This is a genomic window from bacterium (assembly GCA_008933615.1).
GTDB lineage: Bacteria > CLD3 > CLD3 > SB21 > SB21 > SB21.
In genome coordinates this window covers 56,819-77,674 of the sequence record WBUR01000013.1, presented here as the reverse complement: position 1 = coordinate 77,674, position 20,856 = coordinate 56,819, and the positions used below count along the sequence as shown (strand labels likewise).

Genomic DNA, 20,856 nt, shown 5'->3' with positions numbered 1-20,856 from the left:
AATCGGTAGAAAAAGGCGAATCCATACTCAAAAAGAAAAAGCTAACCAAACCTACAGACGATTATCACTCATTCACCGTTGTTAAATTACGAAAACTTGCCAGAACAATCCCGAACTTCCCGCTGAAAGGAAGAGAAATATCAAAGGCAAAACGGGATGAGTTAGTCATCGCACTGGAAAAAATATTCAAAGAATGACCTAAACCCCGGCGCCGTCGGGGTATTTTTTTTATTATCCTGAAATCGTATGCCGGATCAACGCAAAAAATTCCGCAGAAAAATACGCTCGCTCAGCATCTTTAACAGAATTTTCCTGATCATATTTCCCGTCATGCTTGTTACGTTGGGTATTATTGAATTAATCATGCGCTGGCTGGAACTTACGGAAATATCGTACAACTTTTTCTTAATTTTTTTGATCCCGGTCAGTTTTGCTTTGATCATTTCCTATCTCACAGCCAAATTTACAGCTCAGGAAATCTCTAATCCTATCAAACAATTTATTGAGAGCGCCAAGGAAATTGCGCGCGGCAACTTCGATCACAAGGTTAGCGTGCAGAGCAGCGATGAAATAATTCAGCTCTCTCGTATTTTTAATTACATGACGCTGGAACTTAAACGAATTTATCAGATCAATATCAATGAAATCATACGAGAAAAAATAAAGACCGAAGCGATTCTCAGAAATATTGCCGACGGGGTTATCGTAGTCAGCGCGTTGGACGAAATCCTTTTACTCAATGACGTCATTGAAGATTGGTTTAATGTTAAAGAAAAAGACGTTCACGGGTGTTCGCTTACGTTTTTCTTTCCGGAACTGAAATTCCTTACCGCCAAGACCAAGGAAAGCGCCGCAAACGATATCTTTAAAGAAGAGATCGAAATTCACCCTGAAAATAATCCTTCAAAAATAATCCTGGCCGCGCATGCATCAAAAGTCATGGATAATTTTGAACTGATCGCGATCGTGATCGTATTACGCAACATCACAAAAGAAAAAGAAGTCGATAAACTGAAAACGGAACTTGTTCATGTTGTCGCCCACGAACTGAGGTCGCCGCTCACATCGATTGCCGGTTTCAGTGAAATATTGAAAGATCCTGAATTACCGCCGGTAACGAAAAAGGAATACATAGATATTATTCGCTACGAATCCGGAAGGTTAGCAGAACTGATCAATAAATTTCTCGATATCAGCCGTATCGAAAGCGGCCAGACGTCTCTTACTAAGATTCCGGTAGATATCGTAACGGTCATTTCCAACGTGCTTGCCGTTAACTCTCATCTTGCAATTATGAAACATATTCATGTTGTCACGGATTTTGTCGATTCGCCGCCTCTCGTTTTGGTTGACCCCGACCTGATCGGACAAGTAGCTCTGAATCTGTTTTCCAATGCGGTCAAATACAGCCCTGAATCTTCCGTCATTACTATTTCTATCAATAACATCAAGAATTCCGTGGTCGTACAAGTTCGGGACACAGGTTATGGTATCTCGAAAGAAAACCAGAGCCGTCTTTTTCAAAAATTTTTCCGGGCAAAAGACGACAAGAATGTAAAAGACGTTGAAGGAACAGGATTAGGATTGGCTTTTGTAAAGGAAATCATCCAACAACACGACGGCCGGCTCAATGTGGAAAGCGACTTGGGGAAAGGTTCGTTATTCTCTTTTTCGCTTCCGCATTATATACCTGAGAAACCAATCGAATCTTCTGAAACTGTTCCGCTAAAGATTAAGAGTTCACATTTTGAAACCGGTTGATTCTCTCTTGGTCTTTATACTGAAGCTGGTATAATTTATAGTAGATTCCGCCTTGGGTTAATAACTCCTCATGGGTTCCCTGCTCGCGAATCCGGCCTTTGTGCATCACGATAATCTGGTCCACGTGACGAATGGTGGATAAACGATGCGCTATGATAACCGACGTTCGTCCTATCATTAGTTTAGCGATAGCTTCTTGAATAATCTGTTCCGTTTCGGTATCAATGCTTGAGGTCGCTTCATCAAGCACCAAAATTTTTGGATTGATCACAAGCGCCCGCGCCAGTGAAATCAGTTGCCGCTGGCCTACTGACAACGTGCTGCCGCGCTCTTTGACGGGCTCATCATATTGCTCCGGAAGTTTCGATATGAACCGATCCGCTCCAACCATCTTTGCCGCTTCGATGACCTTCTCACGCGAAATATCTGTGCGCCCGAGACGAATATTGTCAAGGATGTTTCCGGAGAATAAGAACACATCCTGAAGAACTACCGCAATATTTCGCCGTAATTCGAGTTCATCCAGTTTTCTTATATCCTTGCCGTCAATCAGTATCTGCCCCTGATCGATATCGTAGAAACGTGAAACCAGATTTATGATCGTGCTCTTTCCGGCGCCCGTGGCTCCAACCAGCGCAAAACTCTGTCCGGGTTCTACTTTAAAACTGACGTCTTTGAGAATAGTATCCGTATCAGATTTTATACGTTTACTGTCATACGTAAAATAGACGTTGCGGAATTCGATCATGCCTTTGACTTCCCCCAACGGGATCGGGCTTGTCTCTTGTTTGACCTGGCTGGGCGTGTCGATCAATTTGAAAACCCGCTCCGACGATGCCATGGCAGTTTGCAGAATATTATATTTATCGCTCAGATCCTGAATCGGCCTGAAAAATAGACGGGCATACTCAATGAAGGCTACCAGCGTTCCTATTGAAATATAATTTTGCACTACTTCACCGCCTCCATACCATAATAACAGTCCGATCGCAATGGAACCGGCAAAGTTAATTGCCGGATAAAACCAAGCATAATGAAACACCGAGTCAACGTGGGATTGCGTGAGGCTATGGTTGAGTTCGTCAAATCTTTGAAAATTCTTTTTCTCCCGATTAAATATCTGAACGGTACTAACGCCCGTAATATTTTCCTGAATATATGAATTTAATGCGGAGATCTTTAGGCGTACTTCACGATAACTGACTCTGACTTTTGTTTTAAAAATGATAGACATGTAAAAAATAATAGGAAGGACAACGAGCAATACAAGAGTAAGCTTCGTGTCGAGAGTAAACATGAATACAATGATTCCCACCAGCAGGAACAAATCACCGAACAAATAGACCAGGCCCGAAGTAAACATTTCATTCAGCGACTCGATATCCGACGTGACGCGCGTAATGAGACGCCCTACAGGATTTCGATCAAAAAATTGTAAGTGCAAAGATTCAAGATGGCTGTACAATTTCATCCTCAAATCGAAAATGATCTTTTGCCCGATTAGTTGTGTTATATAGATCACGCCGTATTGAAGAATAAATTCGCCCATGAGCAGCGCAATAAAATACAGCGCGTATAAATTCAGTTTATCAAAATCGCCGGCTACGATCGCGTCGTCAATAGCCTTCTGAATGATCTTCGGCCGGTATGCGCTAAATGCCTGCGAAACGATTAAAAGCAGAATCGAAATTAAAAACATGTATTTATATGGGATAGCAAACTTCAAGAGGCGCCGTAAAAGACGCCCGTCGTAAGCTTTGCCCATCACTTCATCTTCCTGCATATTTCTACTCTTTAAATTGGCTTTCTAACATTTCTTTGTGGCCGGCAACCGATAGAATAAAACGTTCCGGGTTTAAATACTTTCTCGCCGCCGATTGAATATCCTCTTTGGTCACGATATCCATTGCCTCTGCTTCTCTGTCGAGATAATCCAGGCCTAATCCGTAAAATTCCGCCATCTCGGTATAAGCCGCTTCATTCTCGATCGTTTCAATTCTGAAAGGGAAATGCCCTTTAAAAAAACTTTTTGCATCCTGAATTTCCAGATCCGTGACCGGTTCGTCTTGTATCCGAAGCATTTCTTCCCCAATCGTTTGAACGGCGTGTCCCGCATTCTCTGTTTTGGTCTGCATAGTGACAGAAAACGTGCCGCCCAGAAGCCGTTTTGTCATGGATGAGTGTACGGAATACGCAAGGCCTTTTTGCGTACGAATACGGTGGGTCAAACGCGAAGTCAAACCGCCTCCGCCCAAAATATAATTCATCAGCAAGGAAGCGTAGTGATCATCTGACTTTCGTCTAACCGCGATATTTCCCATACAAATATTAGCCTGCGTAATATCACGCTGGATTATATGAGTTTTTTTAAGATTCAGATTCTGTACATGCGGCAATTCATCCGCCTTTGCAATCGCTGCCGGAACCTCGAAATGGTTAGTCACGGATTTCTGGAGATCATCGGAATCAAAATCGCCGACGGCGGTCAAAATCAACTTGTCCGCGGTCATGTTACTCTTATGGAATGTTACCATATCATCCTGCGTCAAAGACCGAAGACTCTGCTCATACCCGTCCAATGACCGGCGATACGGATGATTGCCGTAAACCGAATCCTGAAACTGATCGAACGCAACCTGCGAGGGTTGATCGGCTTTGCGTTTGAGTGCGGCGAGGGCCGTGCGGCGTATCCGTTCTATTTCATTATCTGGAAAAGTTGAGTTAAACAAAAGATCTGCCGTGCAATTCAAACTCTTTTCAAAATGTTTGCTCAAGCAGGACAAAGAAAAATTAACGGCGTCGTAATGTGGGCTAAACTGGAGAGACGTTCCCATGAAATCAAGTTCATCCGCGATGGTAACGGCAGTACGGGAAGAGGTTCCGGCCTTCAACAGAAGACAAAACATTTTTGTTAAACCGCTTTGAGCGTCCGATTCAAGTGAGCCGCCGCCGCGGATACATCCGCGAAATGAGATAATAGGCAGGTCTTTGACGGGCTTCGTTAGCAGCACGAGTCCGTTATCAAATTCATAACGAAAAATATTCTTGTAATTATCCGTCGATCGAACCTTCATCAGGATTATTTTCCGGAAGTCATGAATTTGAGCGTCTTGTAATCCTGACCCAGAATAACCGTGACGTCAAGATAAAGCTGCGGATTCTTTTGCTGTAAAACGCCCGCTTCTCCGATGCCGAGCGAACTTGCGATGGCCCGCGCTTTGTCAATATCGCCGATCCGATCTTGAACGACGGATTTTTTGAAATTTCCGTGCGGCGCATTATCCGTTTTGACTACGTCGAATCCTTTTGCGCGCAGATAATCCGCCGCTCTGGATGCCAATTTGGGAACGCCGGCGCCGTTCAAAACTTCCACGCGAACCGTTTTGCTTTTGACCTGGACATTTTGTTCCACCTGATTGCCCGCTTCATCCGTTGAAGTTACCTCCATTTGCTGCCCATCATGCCCCTCCGATCCGCCGGGCGAACTATTTAGCCGTATAATAAGCGAGATCACAAGCGCAATCACAATTAACCCGAGGCCGCCAATTAAAATGTTAAGTAATTTATCGGTGCCCGTGCGCGACGGCAAAGGTTTAAACGGCTGACGTCCTGTAGGTTCTGAATTAGCGGGCGATGTAGGATCGGATAAATTTTCTTCATCCGGTCTTATTTTTCTTAGCATGACTTGAATTCTCCTTTAAAAAAATAACCCCGTCATCGCGGGGTTAGGTCAGTCGATCACTTCTTATATTACATTGAAATAATCATGGTTTCCGAGAAAAGGCCGAAGCGTCATACATGCCGCTGTTCCCGAAAGGACTTTGATAAAAACCATATCCGTTGTTATAATAAGGCGTCGTGCTGTATCCCACCTGCATTTGAAAACTTTTATTCGGTTTATAGATCAATTCAGCCCCATGAAGAAATTGCGCATTTTGTTCGTTGACGCCTTTCGGTCCTCCGAACGGCTGATGCATGACGCCGAGATCCACGCGCAAAAATAAGGGGTTGGACAATCTGAAATTGAGTGAATTCGTGTACATACCAACCGATCCGCTTTGACTCCCTCCCGTATAATAGGTCAATCCGTAACTTTGATTCATGTAGAATCTCTCAGGACTTAGAAATTCAGCGAGCGTTCCAGGCATGGGAGTTGTAATGCCGCTTTTTACATCCACACGATTCACCGTTTGAGTTCTGAATTGAGCCTGTGCCGACAAAGATAACGACAGGATCATGACAAAAAAGAAACCGAGGTTTTTCATAAGTCGCCTTTCAATTACACCATTTTATTTTACAGAAAAAGGCAAACAAAGTCAAGTACATGCCCCTCTCTTTTTGATTACAACAACGCGCCCTAAAGCATAAAGTTCCATGCTATTTTAACCTGACGCGAGGATCGGCAACCGCATACAAAACGTCAGCAAGTAAATTTCCTCCGATCACCATAGTTCCTGCTACAAAAGTATTCGCAATGATAAGCGGATAATCTCTCGAAAAAATAGCGTCGATAGTGACGCGCCCCATGCCGGGCCAGGCAAAAATAACTTCCGTGATCACCGCGCCGCTGAGCAGAAATGGAAATGACAGCCCGATGATCGTTATCAATGGTAACATCGCGTTACGAAACGCGTGTTTCCAGATGACGCTTCGTTCGCTCAAACCCTTTGCACGCGCTGTGCGGATGTAATCCTGCCGAATTACTTCCAACATACTGCTGCGCGTATACCGCACCGTTGACGCGGCGGAAGCAATCCCGAGAACGCAGACCGGCATGATCATGTGCTTTACGAAATCCCAGAAATAGGCTAAAGGAGATAATTGCTCAGCATTCACGGAATGCATTTGAGAGGCGGGCAGCCATCCCAGAGCCAATGAAAAAATCAGGATCAGCATCAATGCCAGCCAGAAATGCGGCATGGAATAGAAGAATAAACTGCCCAGCGTAACTGCATGATCCACTTTATCTCCGCGTCGAAGCGCAGATACAATACCGAGTGAAATACCGATCAACAAATCAAGAATTAGCGCCGACGTGGTTAGTATCAAGGTGTTGACAAGCGCTTCGGAGATGATCTCAAATACGGGCCGTTGTTTGCTGAAAGAGATACCGAATTCTCCTTCCAATACGCCTTGAAACGGCGGTAGAATGCCTAACCATTTTCCATACTGTATCGGCAGCGGGTCATTGAGCCCGAAATTCTCCTTAAGCTGTTCTGCCGCGCGCGGATCAATGTTCGGATCAATGAACATAGAAGTTGGATCGCCGGGCGACAATCGGACAATAAAAAAAGTAATCGTGAGCAATCCGAAAATTAGGGGAATTGCAGTCAATATCCGGCGAAAAATATAAGTTATCATAGTTTTTACCGTGCTGAATCCGAGATGTACCAGTCGTAATAACGATAATACGGCGAAAGAATGTTTACATGGGTTCCGCGTAATCGCTGATTGATTCCGACAATATTGTCGTACCAATATAAGAATGTGACCGGCTGATCGTAATAAATAATTCTCTGCAATTCTTTAAAGACCGGCCCGGCCATCTGTACGTCCGGTATGGAAGCTGTAATTTGGAGCAGGCTGTCTACTTCTCTGTTCCTGTATGAAGCCGCATTAAACGTGTTACGCTCAAGATCGGAGCCGAATTGTGGCTGCAGGTCAATGCTCATGTTAACATTGTTTCCGGTAATAAATGCATCATACTCTTTGTTTCTTAACCCGCTATTGAACACACTGCTTTCTAATAATTGCGAGCGGCAAACGATCCCGATCTTTTTCAAATCGGATTGAATTTTCTGCAAGGCAAATTCCCGTCTTGGATTGGCGGAATTCGTTGTCATGGTAAATTCAAACTTAAAGCCGTTCTTATCCAAAACGCCGTCGCCGTCATGATCCGACCAGCCCTCTTCGGCGAGCAGCGTTTTCGCGCGCGCGGGATCAAACGGGATCGGTTGCAGGGTATCGTTATAAGCCCAGCGAAAAGCCGGCGATATCGGGCCCGTGCTGATCTGTCCGTAGGGTCCGAGCCAACTTTCTACCAATTCGTCCCGATGAATGGCCATCGTCAAGGCGATGCGAACTTTTTTGTTTCCAAATAACGGATGCGGGCGAATGATCTTATGCTTGCCCGTTTTGTATAATTCGACATCAATATTACTCCAACCCACGTATTCAAAACGCCGGTACGGCTGCGTTTCGATACGAAACTGTGGATTATTTTTTTGAATATCTTTTGCATCTTCAGGCGTCAACCCTTCCACCATATCTACAGCCCCGGTTTTTAATTCTATGATCCTGGTTGTCATTTCCGGAATGATACGAAACACGACACGGTCGATATAGGCTTCGTGCGGCATTTTCCAATTCGGATTCTTAACTAAAACGATTTCCTGTTTACGTTCCCATTTATTAAATTTGAAATGCTTTCCGGTAACGGGCTCCAGGTTGCGAAGGGACGTTAGCACCTCTTCCGGATCCAACCATTCAAAAATATGTTTCGGAATAAAATTAAGTTGTGTATGAAGCAGTTGTTGATTTTTCTGGTAGACCTCTGAGAAGTTAAAAATGACCGTCGAATCATTCGGCGTTTCGATGGCGCGGTCAAAATCAGTTTGGCCTGAACTATTCTTTACAAGAAAGTTTAGATAATTTCGTCTGGGGCTCGCAACTTTCGGATTTCCATAAAGCCGATAGGAGAATTTGATATCGTATGAGGTGATCCTAACGCTGTCACTCCACAAAGCATCATTTCGCAAGTGATATACCAGCGACCGTCCGTCATTTATCCATTCCCATGAATTCGCAAGTGACGGTAACAGCCGGTCAACGCCGTTGATCGAATCGAAATCATGCTCTGCCAGGTCGGGAAACAAGAACTGCAAAATAATTCCTGTATTAGAACCGCTGCTCAAAACGGGATTGAGCATATCGGCATCGGATGAGAGAGCAATAACAACGGTGCCGCCTCTCGGCACGGCCGGGTCTCCGGGTTTACCGCATGCATAAACAAAAAAAACACAAAAAAAGATTTGAATCGTTCGTTTCAATCTGTTGCTTTTTTATATTACAAAAAGACTCACGTAAGCATACGTCATTGGCCCAACGAACATCATACTGTCGAAGCGATCTAAAACTCCGCCGTGTCCCGGTATTAATGAACTGGAATCTTTGATCTGCGCATCGCGTTTCAGCAGCGACTCGGCAAGGTCCCCGATCTGACCAAGCGTTCCGGCAAAAAAACCAATGACGAGCGTATGAACCAGCGACAGAGAAAATGAAATCCCAAATGATTCATATAGTATTTTAACGATCCATACACCCAAAAATGCGCCGAAAAATCCGGCGATCGCTCCTTCCCACGTTTTTTTCGGGCTGACGCGTTCAAAGAATTTACGATTCCCGAAAAATTTCCCGCCGTAATAGGCGAAAGTGTCGCACGCCCAGATTCCTGCAAAGACTAAAAAAACGAGTTGCGCGCCTGCATATTCGCCGAGTTCGCTGATGTTTCTCAAAAGGACCATACTTCCTATCATCAATGTAACGTATATCACGCTGAATACGGTTGATGAGATATTAAGTAATGCAGACCCCTGATTTCGGAACAATTCAACGGCCATCACGGTTAAGATGAACAGCATGAACAGCGGCAAAAAGTAATCAAACAAGTCGTGATAGAATACAAAGCCGGCCGCCGCACAAAATAGAAATGAGGAGATGGTCTGGGGTAACGTGTTTTTTTTTCGGCCCAGGTCAAGCGCTTCATACAAACCAAGCAACATTATAGCAAGAACTAGAATAAAAAAATACCATCCGCCCAATATTATTGCGGCGATGAAAAAGGGAATGGCGATCACTGCCACTATGATACGTACGATTCCGGAACTCACAAACACCTCTGAAGTTAAAATATGATGGAATGACCAGCAGAAAAAGATATGTGTAGTGAAAATATAGAATGCCGTTCAAAGATAAACAAGCAAAATGTACTCGGAAGAATCTGGTGAAACTGAAGGGTGGATTAGGATTGTAGAGCTTCGCGATAGGATGCTTCGCTCATAACTTCAGAGCCGTCGATCAGCATGACCGGAATATTGTCTTTTATGTCATACCGTCTTCTGCATAGCGCATTCGTGCAGATCAGAGAATGATTAACTTCTGTTACGGGTAGTTTGCAAACAGGACAGGCTAAGATTTTAAGTAAATCTTTATTGAGCATGGTTTAGCTGACAATGGCGCCGCAGTTACCGCAGAGCCTGACTTTTCTTTCAAGAAATTTCCAAGCGCCGCTTTTTTCGGAGATTTTCGAATCAACAAATTTTGCATAGGTTACGGAACTATCTTGTTTACAGGCAGGGCATTTGATTTTCTCAGAATGCGACTCCACTTTGGTCATTTTATCAACAAAGGTCTGTTTCTTTGCCATTGAAGGCTCCTTCTCAGCTTAAAATTTAACGTGTTTCTTTATGCAGCGTGTGCTTACGTTCGACGCGGCAGTATTTTTTAACTTCCAACCGGTCGGTCGTATTTTTTTTGTTTTTCTCTGTCGTATAACGCGACACGCCCGGAAGCCCGCTGTTCTTACACTCGGTGCACTCCAGTGTTACTACGATTCGATTGCCTTTGCCTTTTGCCATTTGAGTCTCCTCCCATCACGGGATTGTAAAACGATTTATCTTGTAGTTTCCGTATTCTTAAAATGGGCACAAATATATGTGAAATAGCCGCGAATGTCAAGATTTTTTACCTTTTTTTTGGTAGCAGAATTTTTTACAAGTTCAATTTTGTAATTGATATTATTCTGTCGTGTGTTTAAGTTTTTTAAAAGTAAAATACACGACATCGAATGATAAGCCCTATTATAAATAGCAATTTACAGGAGCTCTCGTCGGTTTTTCGCGTGCGATTACGCGATCCGGGAAGTTCCGATGCCTCCTTGATCTTCCGGTGGCGTAACGAAAACGCGTTACAGGCTCACCAGCCTTTGGTTTATTTAAGCCTGGATCATATACAATCGGACATAGAGAAAACATCCAATAATAATCTACCGAATTATGCACGTGATCGATTTCAATGGATTATCGAAAGGTTATCCGACTCGGAACCGCTGGGCTGGATGACCTTGAGCATTCGAACATGGGAACATCAGATTGGCGAGATCGGCTACAGTATTTCTGAAGCCTATCACGGACAGGGTTACGGTTTTGAAGCGCTGCAAATTATGCTGCAAAAGGCTTTTTGCGAAGCCCACCTGTACCGTGTTGAAGCTAAATGTTCCGTCGAAAATCCCGCATCGTACAAATTACTGGAGAAAGTCGGATTCAAAAAGGAGGGTATACTCCGAGAATATTTCAATATCCGCGGCAAACGTTATGATCATTTTATGTATAGTGTTCTGAGATCGGAGTATATTAATCGTTAAAATTTATTTGCCTTTAAAACCCGAATCGTATACATTTGCCCGTTAACCATGGGGCTGTAGCTCAGTTTGGGAGAGCGCTTCGTTCGCAATGAAGAGGTCGTCAGTTCGATCCTGATCAGCTCCACAAGAACACATATTCTAACGTGAGTTAAAAAACCTTCGGACGATTTCCGGAGGTTTTTTTTTTCGAAACGGAATTGATCAAATGTGGGAATATTACTGAGATTATTTCCGTTAGTAATAATTCATAACAACAGGCCTATCTGCCAATCAGTTTGCATGTAAATAAACTTGATCTTTAATGAACTATAGGAAACTTAATGAAAAGTTTAAACGCACAGGGACATCAACTCAGCAATGTTTTGTATCAACTCCAAATTCTGGAGAACAGGCCGATCGGAGAAGTCCAGACGAAAAAATTTGAACAGAGTCTGGAACAAAACGGACTTTATCCGCTCAAACCTGCGAATCTGGAAATTCTCCAGGTAAATCTTGGCAAAATGTGTAATCAAACCTGCGCGCATTGCCACGTGGATGCCGGGCCTGATCGAAAAGAGATCATGAGCTTGAAAACCATGGAACATTGCATCGATGCTTTGAAAAGAACACCGTCCATTCACACGGTCGATCTTACCGGCGGCGCGCCTGAGATGAATCCGAATTTCCGATGGTTTGTCGAGGAAATTTCAAAACTCAATCGAAAAATTATTGTCAGAAGCAATTTAACCATCCTTGTGTCCAATCTGCAATTCAGTGAATATCCTGAATTCTTCGTTAAACATAAGCTGACCGTCATTGCGTCGCTTCCTTGTTATACCGCTGAAAATACGGACAAACAAAGAGGCGATGGTGTTTTCCAAAAATCAATTGAAGCGTTAAGAACTCTGAATCAGTTAGGATACGGCCAGGAAGGGAGCAGGCTTGAATTACATCTGGTGTATAACCCGGTTGGCCCGTCCCTGCCGCCCGATCAGGAAAAATTGGAATCCGATTACAAACGCATTTTGTACGATGAGTTCGGTGTTGTTTTCAATCATCTGTATACGATTACGAATATGCCCATCAGCCGGTTTCTCGATCATCTGCTTCAAACCGGCAAATACGAAGCCTATATGGAGAAATTAGTAAACGCATTTAATCCCGCAGCTGCGGCCGGAGTGATGTGCCGGAATACGATTTCCGTTGGATGGGATGGAAAACTTTTTGACTGTGATTTTAATCAGATGCTGGAACTGTCCTTTACGAACGGAAGCCCGAGACATATTAAAGAATTCAACTCAGATATTCTGAATACCCGGGATATTATCATCGGTCAACACTGTTATGGCTGCACAGCCGGCGCAGGATCAAGCTGCCAGGGCTCCATCGTTTAGAATGGACGAACTATGAAGAAACTAATGTCTATTGCCGGGATCGCCGTCATCAGCGCGACTGCAGCATCTTTTTGCTGTATCGTTCCGGTCATTGCGTTACTTGCGGGAATCGGCGGCATAGCTTCCTCATTTTCGTGGATCGAGCCCTTGAGGCCTTTTCTTATTGTATTTGCCGGTTTCACGTTAGGCGCCGCCTGGTATTTAAAATTAAGGCCGGTTAAGCGGCAAGATTGTGACTGTGAAGTAAAACCGTCATTTACTCAATCAAAAGCATTCCTGACGCTCATAACTTTTTTGGTGTTGGCAGCTCTAACCTTCCCATATTATTCTTTTGTAATCTTACCAAATCAAACATCTCGATCAGAATTTGTCAAAGCATCGGATGTGATTACAAGTAAAATCTCAATTAAAGGGATGACATGCGCCGGGTGTGAAGAAAACGTACTGCATGCAGTTCGCCGTTTGGATGGGATCCTCAAATCCGAAGCATCATTCAAAAATAATGAAGCTCATGTAGAGTTTGACCGAACAAAAACATCTTTGAATCATATAACTGACGTCATTACCGCGGCTGGGTATGTGGTCATAAACACTCAAACAAAGGCGCACGAATGAGCGCGGAAAACGTTACACAATCCATTATTACTTGTCCGAATTGTCAACATCAAAAGGAAGAAACCATGCCTGACGATGCCTGCATGTTTTTCTATACATGTGAAAACTGCGGTATTAAACTGAGACCTCAAAACGGCGACTGCTGTGTTTTTTGTTCTTATGGTTCAGAGTCTTGTCCTCCCGTTCAAGCCAAAACGATGTTCCAAAACCGCCTTTCAAAGAAGAAAGCGGAAGGATAAACAGATGCTCTACCTTATTCTGATCGCCGCTTTCTTTTTAGCTTATTCGAACGGCGCAAACGATAATTTTAAAGGCGTGGCCACACTATTTGGCAGCGGTACAACGGATTACCGCAAAGCAATTCGTTGGGCGACACTGACGACGGCATTAGGATCGGTCGCGTCCTTATTCGTTGCCGAAATCCTTATTAAAAATTTTTCCGGTAAAGGATTAGTTCCGGACGCCGTCGTGATGACGCCGGAATTTGCGGCGGCGGTCGCATTGGGAGGAGCGGGCACGGTGATGCTTGCTACGCTGATCGGAATGCCGATTTCGACCACGCATGGCCTGGTAGGCGCATTGGCGGGATGCGGCGTCGTTGCAGTCGGATATCAATTTAACTTCGGAAAGTTAGGCGATGTTTTTATTCTTCCGCTTATCGCAAGTCCGCTGCTCGCGGCCGGATTGAGTTACGGTACTTATATCTTATTTCGACATGTGAGAAAATCAACAGGAATTGCTAAATCCAGCTGCGCCTGCATCGGGGAGGAAAATCCGGAGTACGTTCTCCAATCATCCGGCCAGGCAGCCGTGATCAATAACCCTTCGCGGCCGATGACTGTACATATTAATTCTACTGAATTTTGCAAAGAACAATACGTGGGATCTGTGATTGGCGTCAGCGTTCAATCGCTATTAAACTCAGCGCATTTTGTTACGGCCGGTATCGTATGTTTTGCAAGAGGACTCAACGATACGCCGAAAATGGCCGGCCTCCTTTTGCTCGCGGGCGCGCTAAGCCCGAATCAGAATGTCCTATTGATCACTCTGGCTGTCGTACTCGGGGGTTGGCTGAACGCGCGCAAAGTTGCCGAGACGATGAGCAAAAAAATTACCGCGATGAACGATGGGCAAGGGTTTACTGCAAATCTGGTCACGTCCCTGCTCGTTACCACCGCAAGTTTTCACGGACTACCGGTTTCGACTACGCACGTATCCGTAGGCTCCCTTTTTGGGATTGGAGCAGCAACCGGTGAATCTAATCTAAAAGTCATTCGTACTATTTTGTTGTCCTGGATACTTACGCTTCCCGTTGCGGCCGTTATAAGCGCAACCGTGTATTGGAGCCTTGTCCACTTTCTATGAAGAATATTAACTATTTAGATGGCGCGAATCACTTAACCGTTTTTTGTTTATTATTTTGTGTTAATCATTAATTAGCCTTGGATGCTGTTCATGTTTAGTAAGCTACTATTAACCCTGGCGGGATTTATGACGATCGTTGCTCAGCCATCGGTGAGTCAGGTTTCCCATGAGACTTGGAATGCCATTCTCCAAAAAAATGTCTCGGCTTCAGGAAATGTGAATTACCGTGAGATGTTAAAAGACAGAACTGCTTTAGATTCGTATCTCAAGTTACTCAGTGATAATTCTCCTAAAGCCGATTGGACGAGCAATGAACGCAAAGCGTATTGGATCAACGCGTATAACGCATTTACGATCAGTCTGATTCTTCAGAACTATCCGGTTAAAAGCATTAAAGATATAGGCGGTTTTTTTAAGTCTCCTTGGGATATCGAATTCATAAATATCGGCGGCACACCCTACACGCTCAACCATATTGAGCACGAGATATTGCGAAAGGAGTTCGACGATCCGCGTATTCATTTTGCGATCGTGTGCGCGTCGCGGTCTTGTCCGAATCTGCGGAATGAAGCCTTCGATGCTTCACCATTGGATAAACAGCTTGATGAACAAGCTACGGCATTCATCAATGATAATACTAAAAACGAGTTTGCTTCCCGCGCCATTAAGGTCTCAAAAATCTTCGACTGGTTCGAAAAAGATTTTATAAAAAAGGGAAGTCTGATTGATTTCCTGAATAAGTATTCGCGGGTCAGGATTGATCGGTCGGCATCGGTGTCCTATTCAAGCTACGACTGGAATCTCAATGAGTAGAGCTGAGGTTATCCGCAAAGGGCGCAAAGAAGGAAATTAAATAAGAAATACCCGTTTAAATCAGTTTGATCTGTGTCTTCTGTGTTCTATGATCTATTTTATTCCTTAAAGGAGCAACCGTATGAGTTATCTCGATGCAACGAACAATGTTTACAAAGATGCCGCGCTGAATCCGAACCAAGGGCTTTGCTGCACGACCACGCCCGTATGGCAGTTGCCCGATCTGAAAGTTCCGCGGAAAATGCTGGAAATGAATTATGGCTGCGGCAGTACCGTTAATCCCCGCGATCTGGTGAACGATCCGACGATCCTATATGTCGGAGTCGGCGGCGGCATGGAACTGCTCCAGTTTTCTTATTTCAGCCGCAGGCCCCAGGGCGTGATCGGTGTGGATATTGTTCCGGAGATGGTCGCCGCGTGCAAAGAGAATCTGCACGATGCGGCTAAGGTGAACTCGTGGTTTCGGCCGGAATTTATTGACCTGCGCCGCGGCAGTGCGCTTGACCTGCCGATTGTGGCCAACAGCGTGGATGTCGCCGCACAAAATTGTCTGTTCAATATTTTTAAGATGGATGATCTTAAACGGGCTTTGCAGGAAATGTACCGCGTTCTGAAACCGTACGGCCGCTTGGTTTTGTCCGATCCGGTGTGCGATCACACGATCCCGGATAACCTGCGGGAAGACGCCAAGCTGCGCGCGCTGTGCCTGAGCGGTTCCATGACGCTCAGCGATTATATCCGAACGATCACGGACATCGGTTTCGGTACGATCGAGGTTCGTGCCCGCCGGCCTTACCGTATTCTGGATCCGGGACATTATGAAACGGACGAGATCATTCACATCGAAAGCGTCGAAATTTGCGCGATTAAAGATCCTATGCCGCAGGACGGGCCGTGTGTTTTCACCGGACGAACGGCGATCTATTTCGGCAATGAAGAATATTTTGACGACCGAAAAGGACATGTACTGAATTATAATCAGCCGTTAGCTGTTTGTGACAAAACGGCCAAGGCATTATTATCTCTGCACCGGAGCGATATCTATGTCTCCGAATCGACTTATTTTTATGACGGCGGCGGATGCTGCTGAGTTACTGCGATAAGGGTTCTTATAGGCAGACGCGGAATGAAATTCCGCGATACATTCCACGGTACTTTATCGAACTCTTTACTTCTCGAACGATGGTGATCTAAAAAAACATCTGGCCGGCGATTCTAAGCACGTACCCACATTAGAATGCTAATTCATTCACACGCTGCAAATAATATAATTTGACTTTCAGACACTTCAGCCCTACCATAGAAATATCTATTAATTAATATCTCTGTCTACCACCTCTGATGCCATTCCGGGCATGTCAATCAGTCCCGTCTAGCAAAGTAAGCTATTTGTCGATTAGGTTTTTAAAATTATCATACAATGTTTTTTCATCCTTGTTTGTTCAATGACTTGTATAGACAAGTTGGCGGTCATGTTGCCTTACAGTCCAGACCCTTAGCAATGATTTACTTTTATTAAAAAATGATCGAATACCGATTAGCAACTAATAACGATAATCAGCAATTAGTTGAGCTAACTGCAGCTTCCGGTATGATAGGAGAAATATCACTGCGGATTGACCGCAAACCGGATTTTTTTAGCCTGCTGAAAATGCGGGGACAGACAAAAGTTTTTGTGGCATTGGAGGGTGATACAATTATCGGTTTTCTATGTGTTTCCCTGCAACAGGTGTATGTGGGGGAACAAATTTTTCCCCTTCACTATGTAGGCGATTTTAAGGTGGCAGAATCATTCAGAAATAAGGGAATTGGTTTACAGTTGTGTAATGAGCTTGCAAACTACGTTGTACCGACAGGAGCCGATCTTGCATTTCTCAATGTTTCAAAAGGAAACAATAAACCATTTTCGTTTTTTAAAAACAGACCCGGCATACCTGATTTTGAAAATATCGGGATCTTTAAAATTCACCAGTTTGTTGGAAAAAAAGGAAAGCCCCTGCATCCACAGTATACAATTGAATTATCACCCATATCAGATGAAGTAATTGAATTTTTTGATGCCCATTACTGCAAATATGAATTGGGAAGTGTTATCACGAAAGAAAAACTAGAAGGTACCGATATTTTTGCTATCAGGAATAAAAATAAGATCATAGCCGCGGTCTGTTTAATAGATACCATGCATGTAAAACAAAATGTGGTAACAAGGCTGTCATGGAAAATGAAACTCCTTATCACAGTTATGAATGCTATCAGCCAGGTAACCGGTATTTCAAAAATGCCTGTATTAAACGAACCGGTCCGGATGATCTATATAAAGTATTTAGCCGTGAATAACAGGGATGAACAGATCGTAAAATTAATGATCAATCATGTAAGGAATATCGTGTATGAAAGATCCTATATTTTTGCTTCGATCGGTTTGCATGAAAAAGACCCTTATAACAAGTGCTTTTCCGGTTTGTTGAAAGTGACTTTCAATTCTGTCGGGATGTTGCTGAGCATAAAAGACAACAAAACTCTTATAGGAAAAGTAAAAAAAGGAATACCGTTTCAAGATTATTCTTTAGTTTGAGAAACAAAATGTGACCATTAACACTAAAATTATTAAATCATGGAAAAAGCAATAAAAGAGGCAATGAGCATTGAAGAATTCAATGTCATTTCAGATGTTTTCTCCCAGGCTATCACAGGTGAGCTTATCGGAATGTCCAATTTTGCAACCCTGGCAGAAACAATTGATGACCCCCATGAAAAAATGGAAGCAGTAGAACACGCCAACAGTGAGCGGATGCATGCAGAAGATTTTATCGCCTATGCAAAGAAGACAAAATTGAAAATTAAAATCAATATGAATAGTGAGTATTGGGGTAATGTGCGCAAACAATTTTTGTCCTATGCTCAAAAAAAGGATTTTATTGCATGTCTTATCATACAAGAAGTAATGCTTGAATCATTTGCGGTATCAATGTACACCGATGTAGGTAATACATTGGGGGGTGAGGCTGGAAAACTTTTTCTCAGTATTGCTGATGAAGAAAAAGAACATCTCGAACACTCTTCCGATTTACTACGCGCAGAATTGGGAAAAAACCCTTCAGTATTCCTGGATAAGTTTGAAGAGCTGCATACAAATTGCATGACCATCCTCGCAGAATTTACTGCAACAACAGACCTTCGAGGACATTGTGGTGTGTGCAACGGAGACTGTATGAAAGGCTCCATGCATCATATAGGGCTTAACATTATAAGCTTACGGGGCAATGCAATGGCACTCTACGCACAGTCATTGGACAATATTGGAATACCAGGAGAAAAATCTATTATATGGATAGCCCGTCTACCAGCTTAGATTTTGCAGTGATCGGACACCAGGATAATTGGCAGAATATTACTACGTTTATAAATGGTATCCGAATTGGTGAATTATCTTCTAAAAAAATTAAAGATATATTTTCTTTTATCCCTCCAAGGGATCTTTTCAGAGTAAAGGTGCGATCGAAAACCGGCGCTGTAATAAACGGCGTATATATTGAAACATTTATTGATCCCGACAAATTAGATACACAATTTATCAGAACGAATATCGGTAAAGTAATGAATGCAGCGGCCTGGGCAAATAAAATGGGTGCACGGATCGTAGCACTCGGGGGATTCACTTCAATTGTTCTTGAAGGAAATCTTGATTCATTTGCCCGGTGTGAATCACAATATACAACAGGCAATACTCTTACCTCCGCCTTTATTGTAAAAGGGGTAGAGAAAGCTGCAATCCTACAGAGAATTAATTTGCAGGGATCCGCTGTTTTAATTATCGGCGCTACCGGGGATATTGGAATGGCGTGCTCACACTTCTTGAAAAATAAAGTAAAAAAACTTCTTTTGTGCGCCAGAAATAATCAGCGGTTGGAAAAACTATCGCAGGAGTTAAGTAAAGAAAATGTCTCCGTTAATTATGCTGTTTCAGTGCAGGACCAGATTCCTGAAGCAGACATTATAATTTGTGCTGCCAGTTCATCAGGAATAAAACTGACTGATTGTAAAAAAGATGTACTTGTCTGTGACGCAGGTTACCCTAAAAATTTAGAATCAAAGATTGAGAACAATAATGGATTAAAAATATTTCATGGCGGGATGGGCCAAGTAACCCACGGATATACATTCAGCCCCGATTATTCAAATACTATTTATCGCTATGCAGCACCATATATCATACATGGCTGCATAGTGGAAGCTATGGTTCTTGCATTTGAAAATAGATTTGAAACTTATTCCGCCGGAAAAGGGAATATTACAGTTAAGAATATGGAAGAAATTTATAGTTTAAGTGTAAAACATGGAATTGATATTGCTCCATTCTACAATGAAAATGGATTATGGTAACAATGGACGGATGCTTATGAAAAAAGTAAAAGACCAGATAGAATTATTTAAGTTAGTGTTTACCCATAATTGGGAAGACCCCGAAGCCGACCGTGCCGCATTGAAAATAAGAAACAATGACGCAATATTGGCAATTACATCAGGAGGATGTAATGTGCTTGGCTTTCTATTATCTGATCCTGAAATTATTTACAGTATTGATATTAACCCAGCTCAATCCTGGTTATTGGAATTAAAAATTGCAGCCATACGATCTCTTGGGTTTGATGATTTCATCAGATTTGCTGGGTTAAAAGAGCACGGCAACAGACTGAATTTATACGAAAAGATGAAGCCTTTTTTAAGTAAAGAAGCGCTTCTATTCTGGAATGGACAAGAGCTTTTAACGAAGGGATTTTTAATGAATGGCAAGTATGAGCGGTTTATACGTCTGGCAGGTAAATTCATTAATGTATTGCAAGGAAAAAGAAGAGTAATAGGTTTATTCAAAGAAAAATCCAGAGAAGAACAGGAAGCTTATTTTGACACAGTATGGAATACGAAACGCTTTCATTACCTGTTCAAGATCTTATTTAATAAACGAATGTTGGCTAAACGTGGCTTGGTAGCTGATTATTTTCATTTTGATGATGGGAGCACATCATTTGCCGAAAGTTTTTATAACCGCTCAAAAAAAGTATTCAGGGATATTCCTTTAAAAGGAAATTATTTTTTGTCGCTATACCTCTTAGGCAAATATACTAATGACAATGAAGTGCCGGACTATTTAAAAAGAGAAAACTTTGAATTAATAAAATCAAGGGTTGACAGGATAAAGATTATTACGGCGGATGCGCAAGGCTGGCTGGATTCTATGTCGGCTGAAAGCATAAACTGTTTTGCATTATCCAATATATGCGAACTGATGAGTAAAAAAGACACGCACCGCTTATTTTCGGCCGTATTCCGAACTGCACGTAAAAACTCAAGGATCATTTTTCGTAACCTGATGATTCCGCGGGAAGTTCCTGAAGATTTGCGTTATTCAATAGTAAAAGATGAAACACTTAGCAAAGAAATCCAATTCAATGACCGATCTTTTGTATATGGGAAAGTCGCCGCTTATACTATTAATAAAGAATAAAC

At 43.0% G+C, this 20,856-nt stretch carries 22 protein-coding genes and 1 tRNA gene; 13 read left to right on the top strand and 10 right to left on the bottom strand.

From position 1 onward, the window contains the following. Positions 1–246 precede the first annotated feature (246 nt). Positions 247–1,761, top strand: a complete 1,515-nt coding sequence (locus tag F9K33_06660; GenBank protein KAB2880156.1) for a cell wall metabolism sensor histidine kinase WalK — start codon at positions 247–249, stop codon at positions 1,759–1,761. Here F9K33_06660 and F9K33_06655 read toward each other — a convergent pair. The 10 genes from F9K33_06655 to rpmG form a co-directional block, all read right to left on the bottom strand. Beyond that, positions 1,733–3,544 (bottom strand): ABC transporter ATP-binding protein, encoded by a 1,812-nt coding sequence (locus F9K33_06655; protein ID KAB2880155.1) that lies wholly within the window; start codon positions 3,542–3,544, stop codon positions 1,733–1,735. The two genes, F9K33_06660 and F9K33_06655, sit on opposite strands and share 29 nt — an antisense overlap. Before the next feature lie 4 nt (positions 3,545–3,548). After that, the gene (locus tag F9K33_06650) at positions 3,549–4,835 is read right to left on the bottom strand and encodes an insulinase family protein (GenBank protein KAB2880154.1); all 1,287 of its coding nucleotides are present in this window, start codon (positions 4,833–4,835) and stop codon (positions 3,549–3,551) included. Positions 4,836–4,840: 5 nt separating this feature from the next. Continuing rightward, positions 4,841–5,443 carry a hypothetical protein gene (locus F9K33_06645; protein ID KAB2880153.1) on the bottom strand — a complete coding sequence of 201 codons (603 nt, stop codon included), beginning with the start codon at positions 5,441–5,443 and terminating at the stop codon, positions 4,841–4,843. A gap of 82 nt (positions 5,444–5,525) precedes the next feature. Further along, positions 5,526–6,026, bottom strand: a complete 501-nt coding sequence (locus tag F9K33_06640) for a hypothetical protein (protein KAB2880152.1) — start codon at positions 6,024–6,026, stop codon at positions 5,526–5,528. A 112-nt stretch (positions 6,027–6,138) separates the two neighbouring features. Then, positions 6,139–7,122, bottom strand: coding sequence for an ABC transporter permease (locus F9K33_06635; protein KAB2880151.1), 984 nt, complete (start codon positions 7,120–7,122; stop codon positions 6,139–6,141). A gap of 5 nt (positions 7,123–7,127) precedes the next feature. Next, entirely contained in the window at positions 7,128–8,810 is a 1,683-nt protein-coding gene (locus F9K33_06630) for an ABC transporter substrate-binding protein (protein KAB2880150.1), read from the bottom strand. A gap of 12 nt (positions 8,811–8,822) precedes the next feature. After that, the gene (locus F9K33_06625; protein KAB2880149.1) at positions 8,823–9,713 is read right to left on the bottom strand and encodes a phosphatidate cytidylyltransferase; all 891 of its coding nucleotides are present in this window, start codon (positions 9,711–9,713) and stop codon (positions 8,823–8,825) included. A 68-nt stretch (positions 9,714–9,781) separates the two neighbouring features. Then, the gene (locus F9K33_06620) at positions 9,782–9,979 is read right to left on the bottom strand and encodes a Trm112 family protein (GenBank protein KAB2880148.1); all 198 of its coding nucleotides are present in this window, start codon (positions 9,977–9,979) and stop codon (positions 9,782–9,784) included. Positions 9,980–9,982: 3 nt separating this feature from the next. Further along, positions 9,983–10,186, bottom strand: coding sequence for a hypothetical protein (locus tag F9K33_06615; GenBank protein KAB2880147.1), 204 nt, complete (start codon positions 10,184–10,186; stop codon positions 9,983–9,985). Between the two features lie 25 nt (positions 10,187–10,211). After that, positions 10,212–10,397, bottom strand: a complete 186-nt coding sequence (gene rpmG, locus F9K33_06610) for a 50S ribosomal protein L33 (GenBank protein ID KAB2880146.1) — start codon at positions 10,395–10,397, stop codon at positions 10,212–10,214. Positions 10,398–10,606: 209 nt separating this feature from the next. On the opposite strand from rpmG, the gene F9K33_06605 reads away from it, so the two are divergent. The 12 genes from F9K33_06605 to F9K33_06550 all read left to right on the top strand — a co-directional run bounded on the left by F9K33_06605 (position 10,607) and on the right by F9K33_06550 (position 20,854). Beyond that, the gene (locus tag F9K33_06605) at positions 10,607–11,182 is read left to right on the top strand and encodes a GNAT family N-acetyltransferase (protein ID KAB2880145.1); all 576 of its coding nucleotides are present in this window, start codon (positions 10,607–10,609) and stop codon (positions 11,180–11,182) included. A gap of 50 nt (positions 11,183–11,232) precedes the next feature. Beyond that, positions 11,233–11,306: transfer RNA gene (locus F9K33_06600), tRNA-Ala, on the top strand. Positions 11,307–11,502: 196 nt separating this feature from the next. Beyond that, positions 11,503–12,555 carry a radical SAM/Cys-rich domain protein gene (locus F9K33_06595; protein KAB2880144.1) on the top strand — a complete coding sequence of 351 codons (1,053 nt, stop codon included), beginning with the start codon at positions 11,503–11,505 and terminating at the stop codon, positions 12,553–12,555. A gap of 12 nt (positions 12,556–12,567) precedes the next feature. Beyond that, positions 12,568–13,170 carry a mercuric transport protein MerTP gene (gene merTP / locus F9K33_06590; protein KAB2880143.1) on the top strand — a complete coding sequence of 201 codons (603 nt, stop codon included), beginning with the start codon at positions 12,568–12,570 and terminating at the stop codon, positions 13,168–13,170. Beyond that, on the top strand, positions 13,167–13,409 hold the full coding sequence (locus F9K33_06585; GenBank protein KAB2880142.1) for a hypothetical protein: 243 nt from the start codon (positions 13,167–13,169) through the stop codon (positions 13,407–13,409). Before merTP ends, F9K33_06585 begins: the two co-directional genes overlap by 4 nt. A gap of 4 nt (positions 13,410–13,413) precedes the next feature. Continuing rightward, complete coding sequence (locus F9K33_06580; GenBank protein ID KAB2880141.1) at positions 13,414–14,535, top strand: inorganic phosphate transporter; 1,122 nt, start codon at positions 13,414–13,416, stop codon at positions 14,533–14,535. A 126-nt stretch (positions 14,536–14,661) separates the two neighbouring features. Further along, complete coding sequence (locus F9K33_06575; GenBank protein ID KAB2880168.1) at positions 14,662–15,348, top strand: DUF547 domain-containing protein; 687 nt, start codon at positions 14,662–14,664, stop codon at positions 15,346–15,348. 121 nt (positions 15,349–15,469) lie between these two features. Beyond that, entirely contained in the window at positions 15,470–16,438 is a 969-nt protein-coding gene (locus tag F9K33_06570; GenBank protein ID KAB2880140.1) for a methyltransferase domain-containing protein, read from the top strand. Between the two features lie 432 nt (positions 16,439–16,870). Further along, positions 16,871–17,923, top strand: coding sequence for a GNAT family N-acetyltransferase (locus tag F9K33_06565; protein KAB2880139.1), 1,053 nt, complete (start codon positions 16,871–16,873; stop codon positions 17,921–17,923). A 39-nt stretch (positions 17,924–17,962) separates the two neighbouring features. Next, entirely contained in the window at positions 17,963–18,700 is a 738-nt protein-coding gene (locus F9K33_06560; protein ID KAB2880138.1) for a long-chain fatty aldehyde decarbonylase, read from the top strand. Continuing rightward, positions 18,676–19,731 (top strand): hypothetical protein, encoded by a 1,056-nt coding sequence (locus tag F9K33_06555; protein KAB2880137.1) that lies wholly within the window; start codon positions 18,676–18,678, stop codon positions 19,729–19,731. The genes F9K33_06560 and F9K33_06555 overlap by 25 nt, the downstream gene beginning before the upstream one ends. Further along, positions 19,685–20,854 (top strand): DUF3419 family protein, encoded by a 1,170-nt coding sequence (locus F9K33_06550; GenBank protein ID KAB2880136.1) that lies wholly within the window; start codon positions 19,685–19,687, stop codon positions 20,852–20,854. The genes F9K33_06555 and F9K33_06550 overlap by 47 nt, the downstream gene beginning before the upstream one ends. The last annotated feature ends 2 nt before the right edge of the window (positions 20,855–20,856 follow it).

Excerpts from the sequence above, each read along its gene's own strand:
- F9K33_06575 (KAB2880168.1), top strand. The coding sequence starts at position 14,662 with ATGACGATCGTTGCTCAGCCATCGGTGAGTCAGGTTTCCCATGAGACT.
- F9K33_06620 (KAB2880148.1), bottom strand. The coding sequence starts at position 9,979 with ATGCTCAATAAAGATTTACTTAAAATCTTAGCCTGTCCTGTTTGCAAA.
- F9K33_06595 (KAB2880144.1), top strand. The coding sequence starts at position 11,503 with ATGAAAAGTTTAAACGCACAGGGACATCAACTCAGCAATGTTTTGTAT.
- F9K33_06640 (KAB2880152.1), bottom strand. The coding sequence starts at position 6,026 with ATGAAAAACCTCGGTTTCTTTTTTGTCATGATCCTGTCGTTATCTTTG.
- F9K33_06660 (KAB2880156.1), top strand. The coding sequence starts at position 247 with ATGCCGGATCAACGCAAAAAATTCCGCAGAAAAATACGCTCGCTCAGC.
- F9K33_06645 (KAB2880153.1), bottom strand. The coding sequence starts at position 5,443 with ATGCTAAGAAAAATAAGACCGGATGAAGAAAATTTATCCGATCCTACA.
- F9K33_06650 (KAB2880154.1), bottom strand. The coding sequence starts at position 4,835 with ATGAAGGTTCGATCGACGGATAATTACAAGAATATTTTTCGTTATGAA.
- F9K33_06560 (KAB2880138.1), top strand. The coding sequence starts at position 17,963 with ATGGAAAAAGCAATAAAAGAGGCAATGAGCATTGAAGAATTCAATGTC.
- F9K33_06570 (KAB2880140.1), top strand. The coding sequence starts at position 15,470 with ATGAGTTATCTCGATGCAACGAACAATGTTTACAAAGATGCCGCGCTG.
- F9K33_06635 (KAB2880151.1), bottom strand. The coding sequence starts at position 7,122 with ATGATAACTTATATTTTTCGCCGGATATTGACTGCAATTCCCCTAATT.
- F9K33_06580 (KAB2880141.1), top strand. The coding sequence starts at position 13,414 with ATGCTCTACCTTATTCTGATCGCCGCTTTCTTTTTAGCTTATTCGAAC.
- F9K33_06615 (KAB2880147.1), bottom strand. The coding sequence starts at position 10,186 with ATGGCAAAGAAACAGACCTTTGTTGATAAAATGACCAAAGTGGAGTCG.
- F9K33_06655 (KAB2880155.1), bottom strand. The coding sequence starts at position 3,544 with ATGCAGGAAGATGAAGTGATGGGCAAAGCTTACGACGGGCGTCTTTTA.
- F9K33_06605 (KAB2880145.1), top strand. The coding sequence starts at position 10,607 with ATGATAAGCCCTATTATAAATAGCAATTTACAGGAGCTCTCGTCGGTT.
- F9K33_06585 (KAB2880142.1), top strand. The coding sequence starts at position 13,167 with ATGAGCGCGGAAAACGTTACACAATCCATTATTACTTGTCCGAATTGT.
- F9K33_06550 (KAB2880136.1), top strand. The coding sequence starts at position 19,685 with ATGGAATTGATATTGCTCCATTCTACAATGAAAATGGATTATGGTAAC.
- rpmG (KAB2880146.1), bottom strand. The coding sequence starts at position 10,397 with ATGGCAAAAGGCAAAGGCAATCGAATCGTAGTAACACTGGAGTGCACC.
- F9K33_06555 (KAB2880137.1), top strand. The coding sequence starts at position 18,676 with ATGGATAGCCCGTCTACCAGCTTAGATTTTGCAGTGATCGGACACCAG.
- merTP (KAB2880143.1), top strand. The coding sequence starts at position 12,568 with ATGAAGAAACTAATGTCTATTGCCGGGATCGCCGTCATCAGCGCGACT.
- F9K33_06565 (KAB2880139.1), top strand. The coding sequence starts at position 16,871 with ATGATCGAATACCGATTAGCAACTAATAACGATAATCAGCAATTAGTT.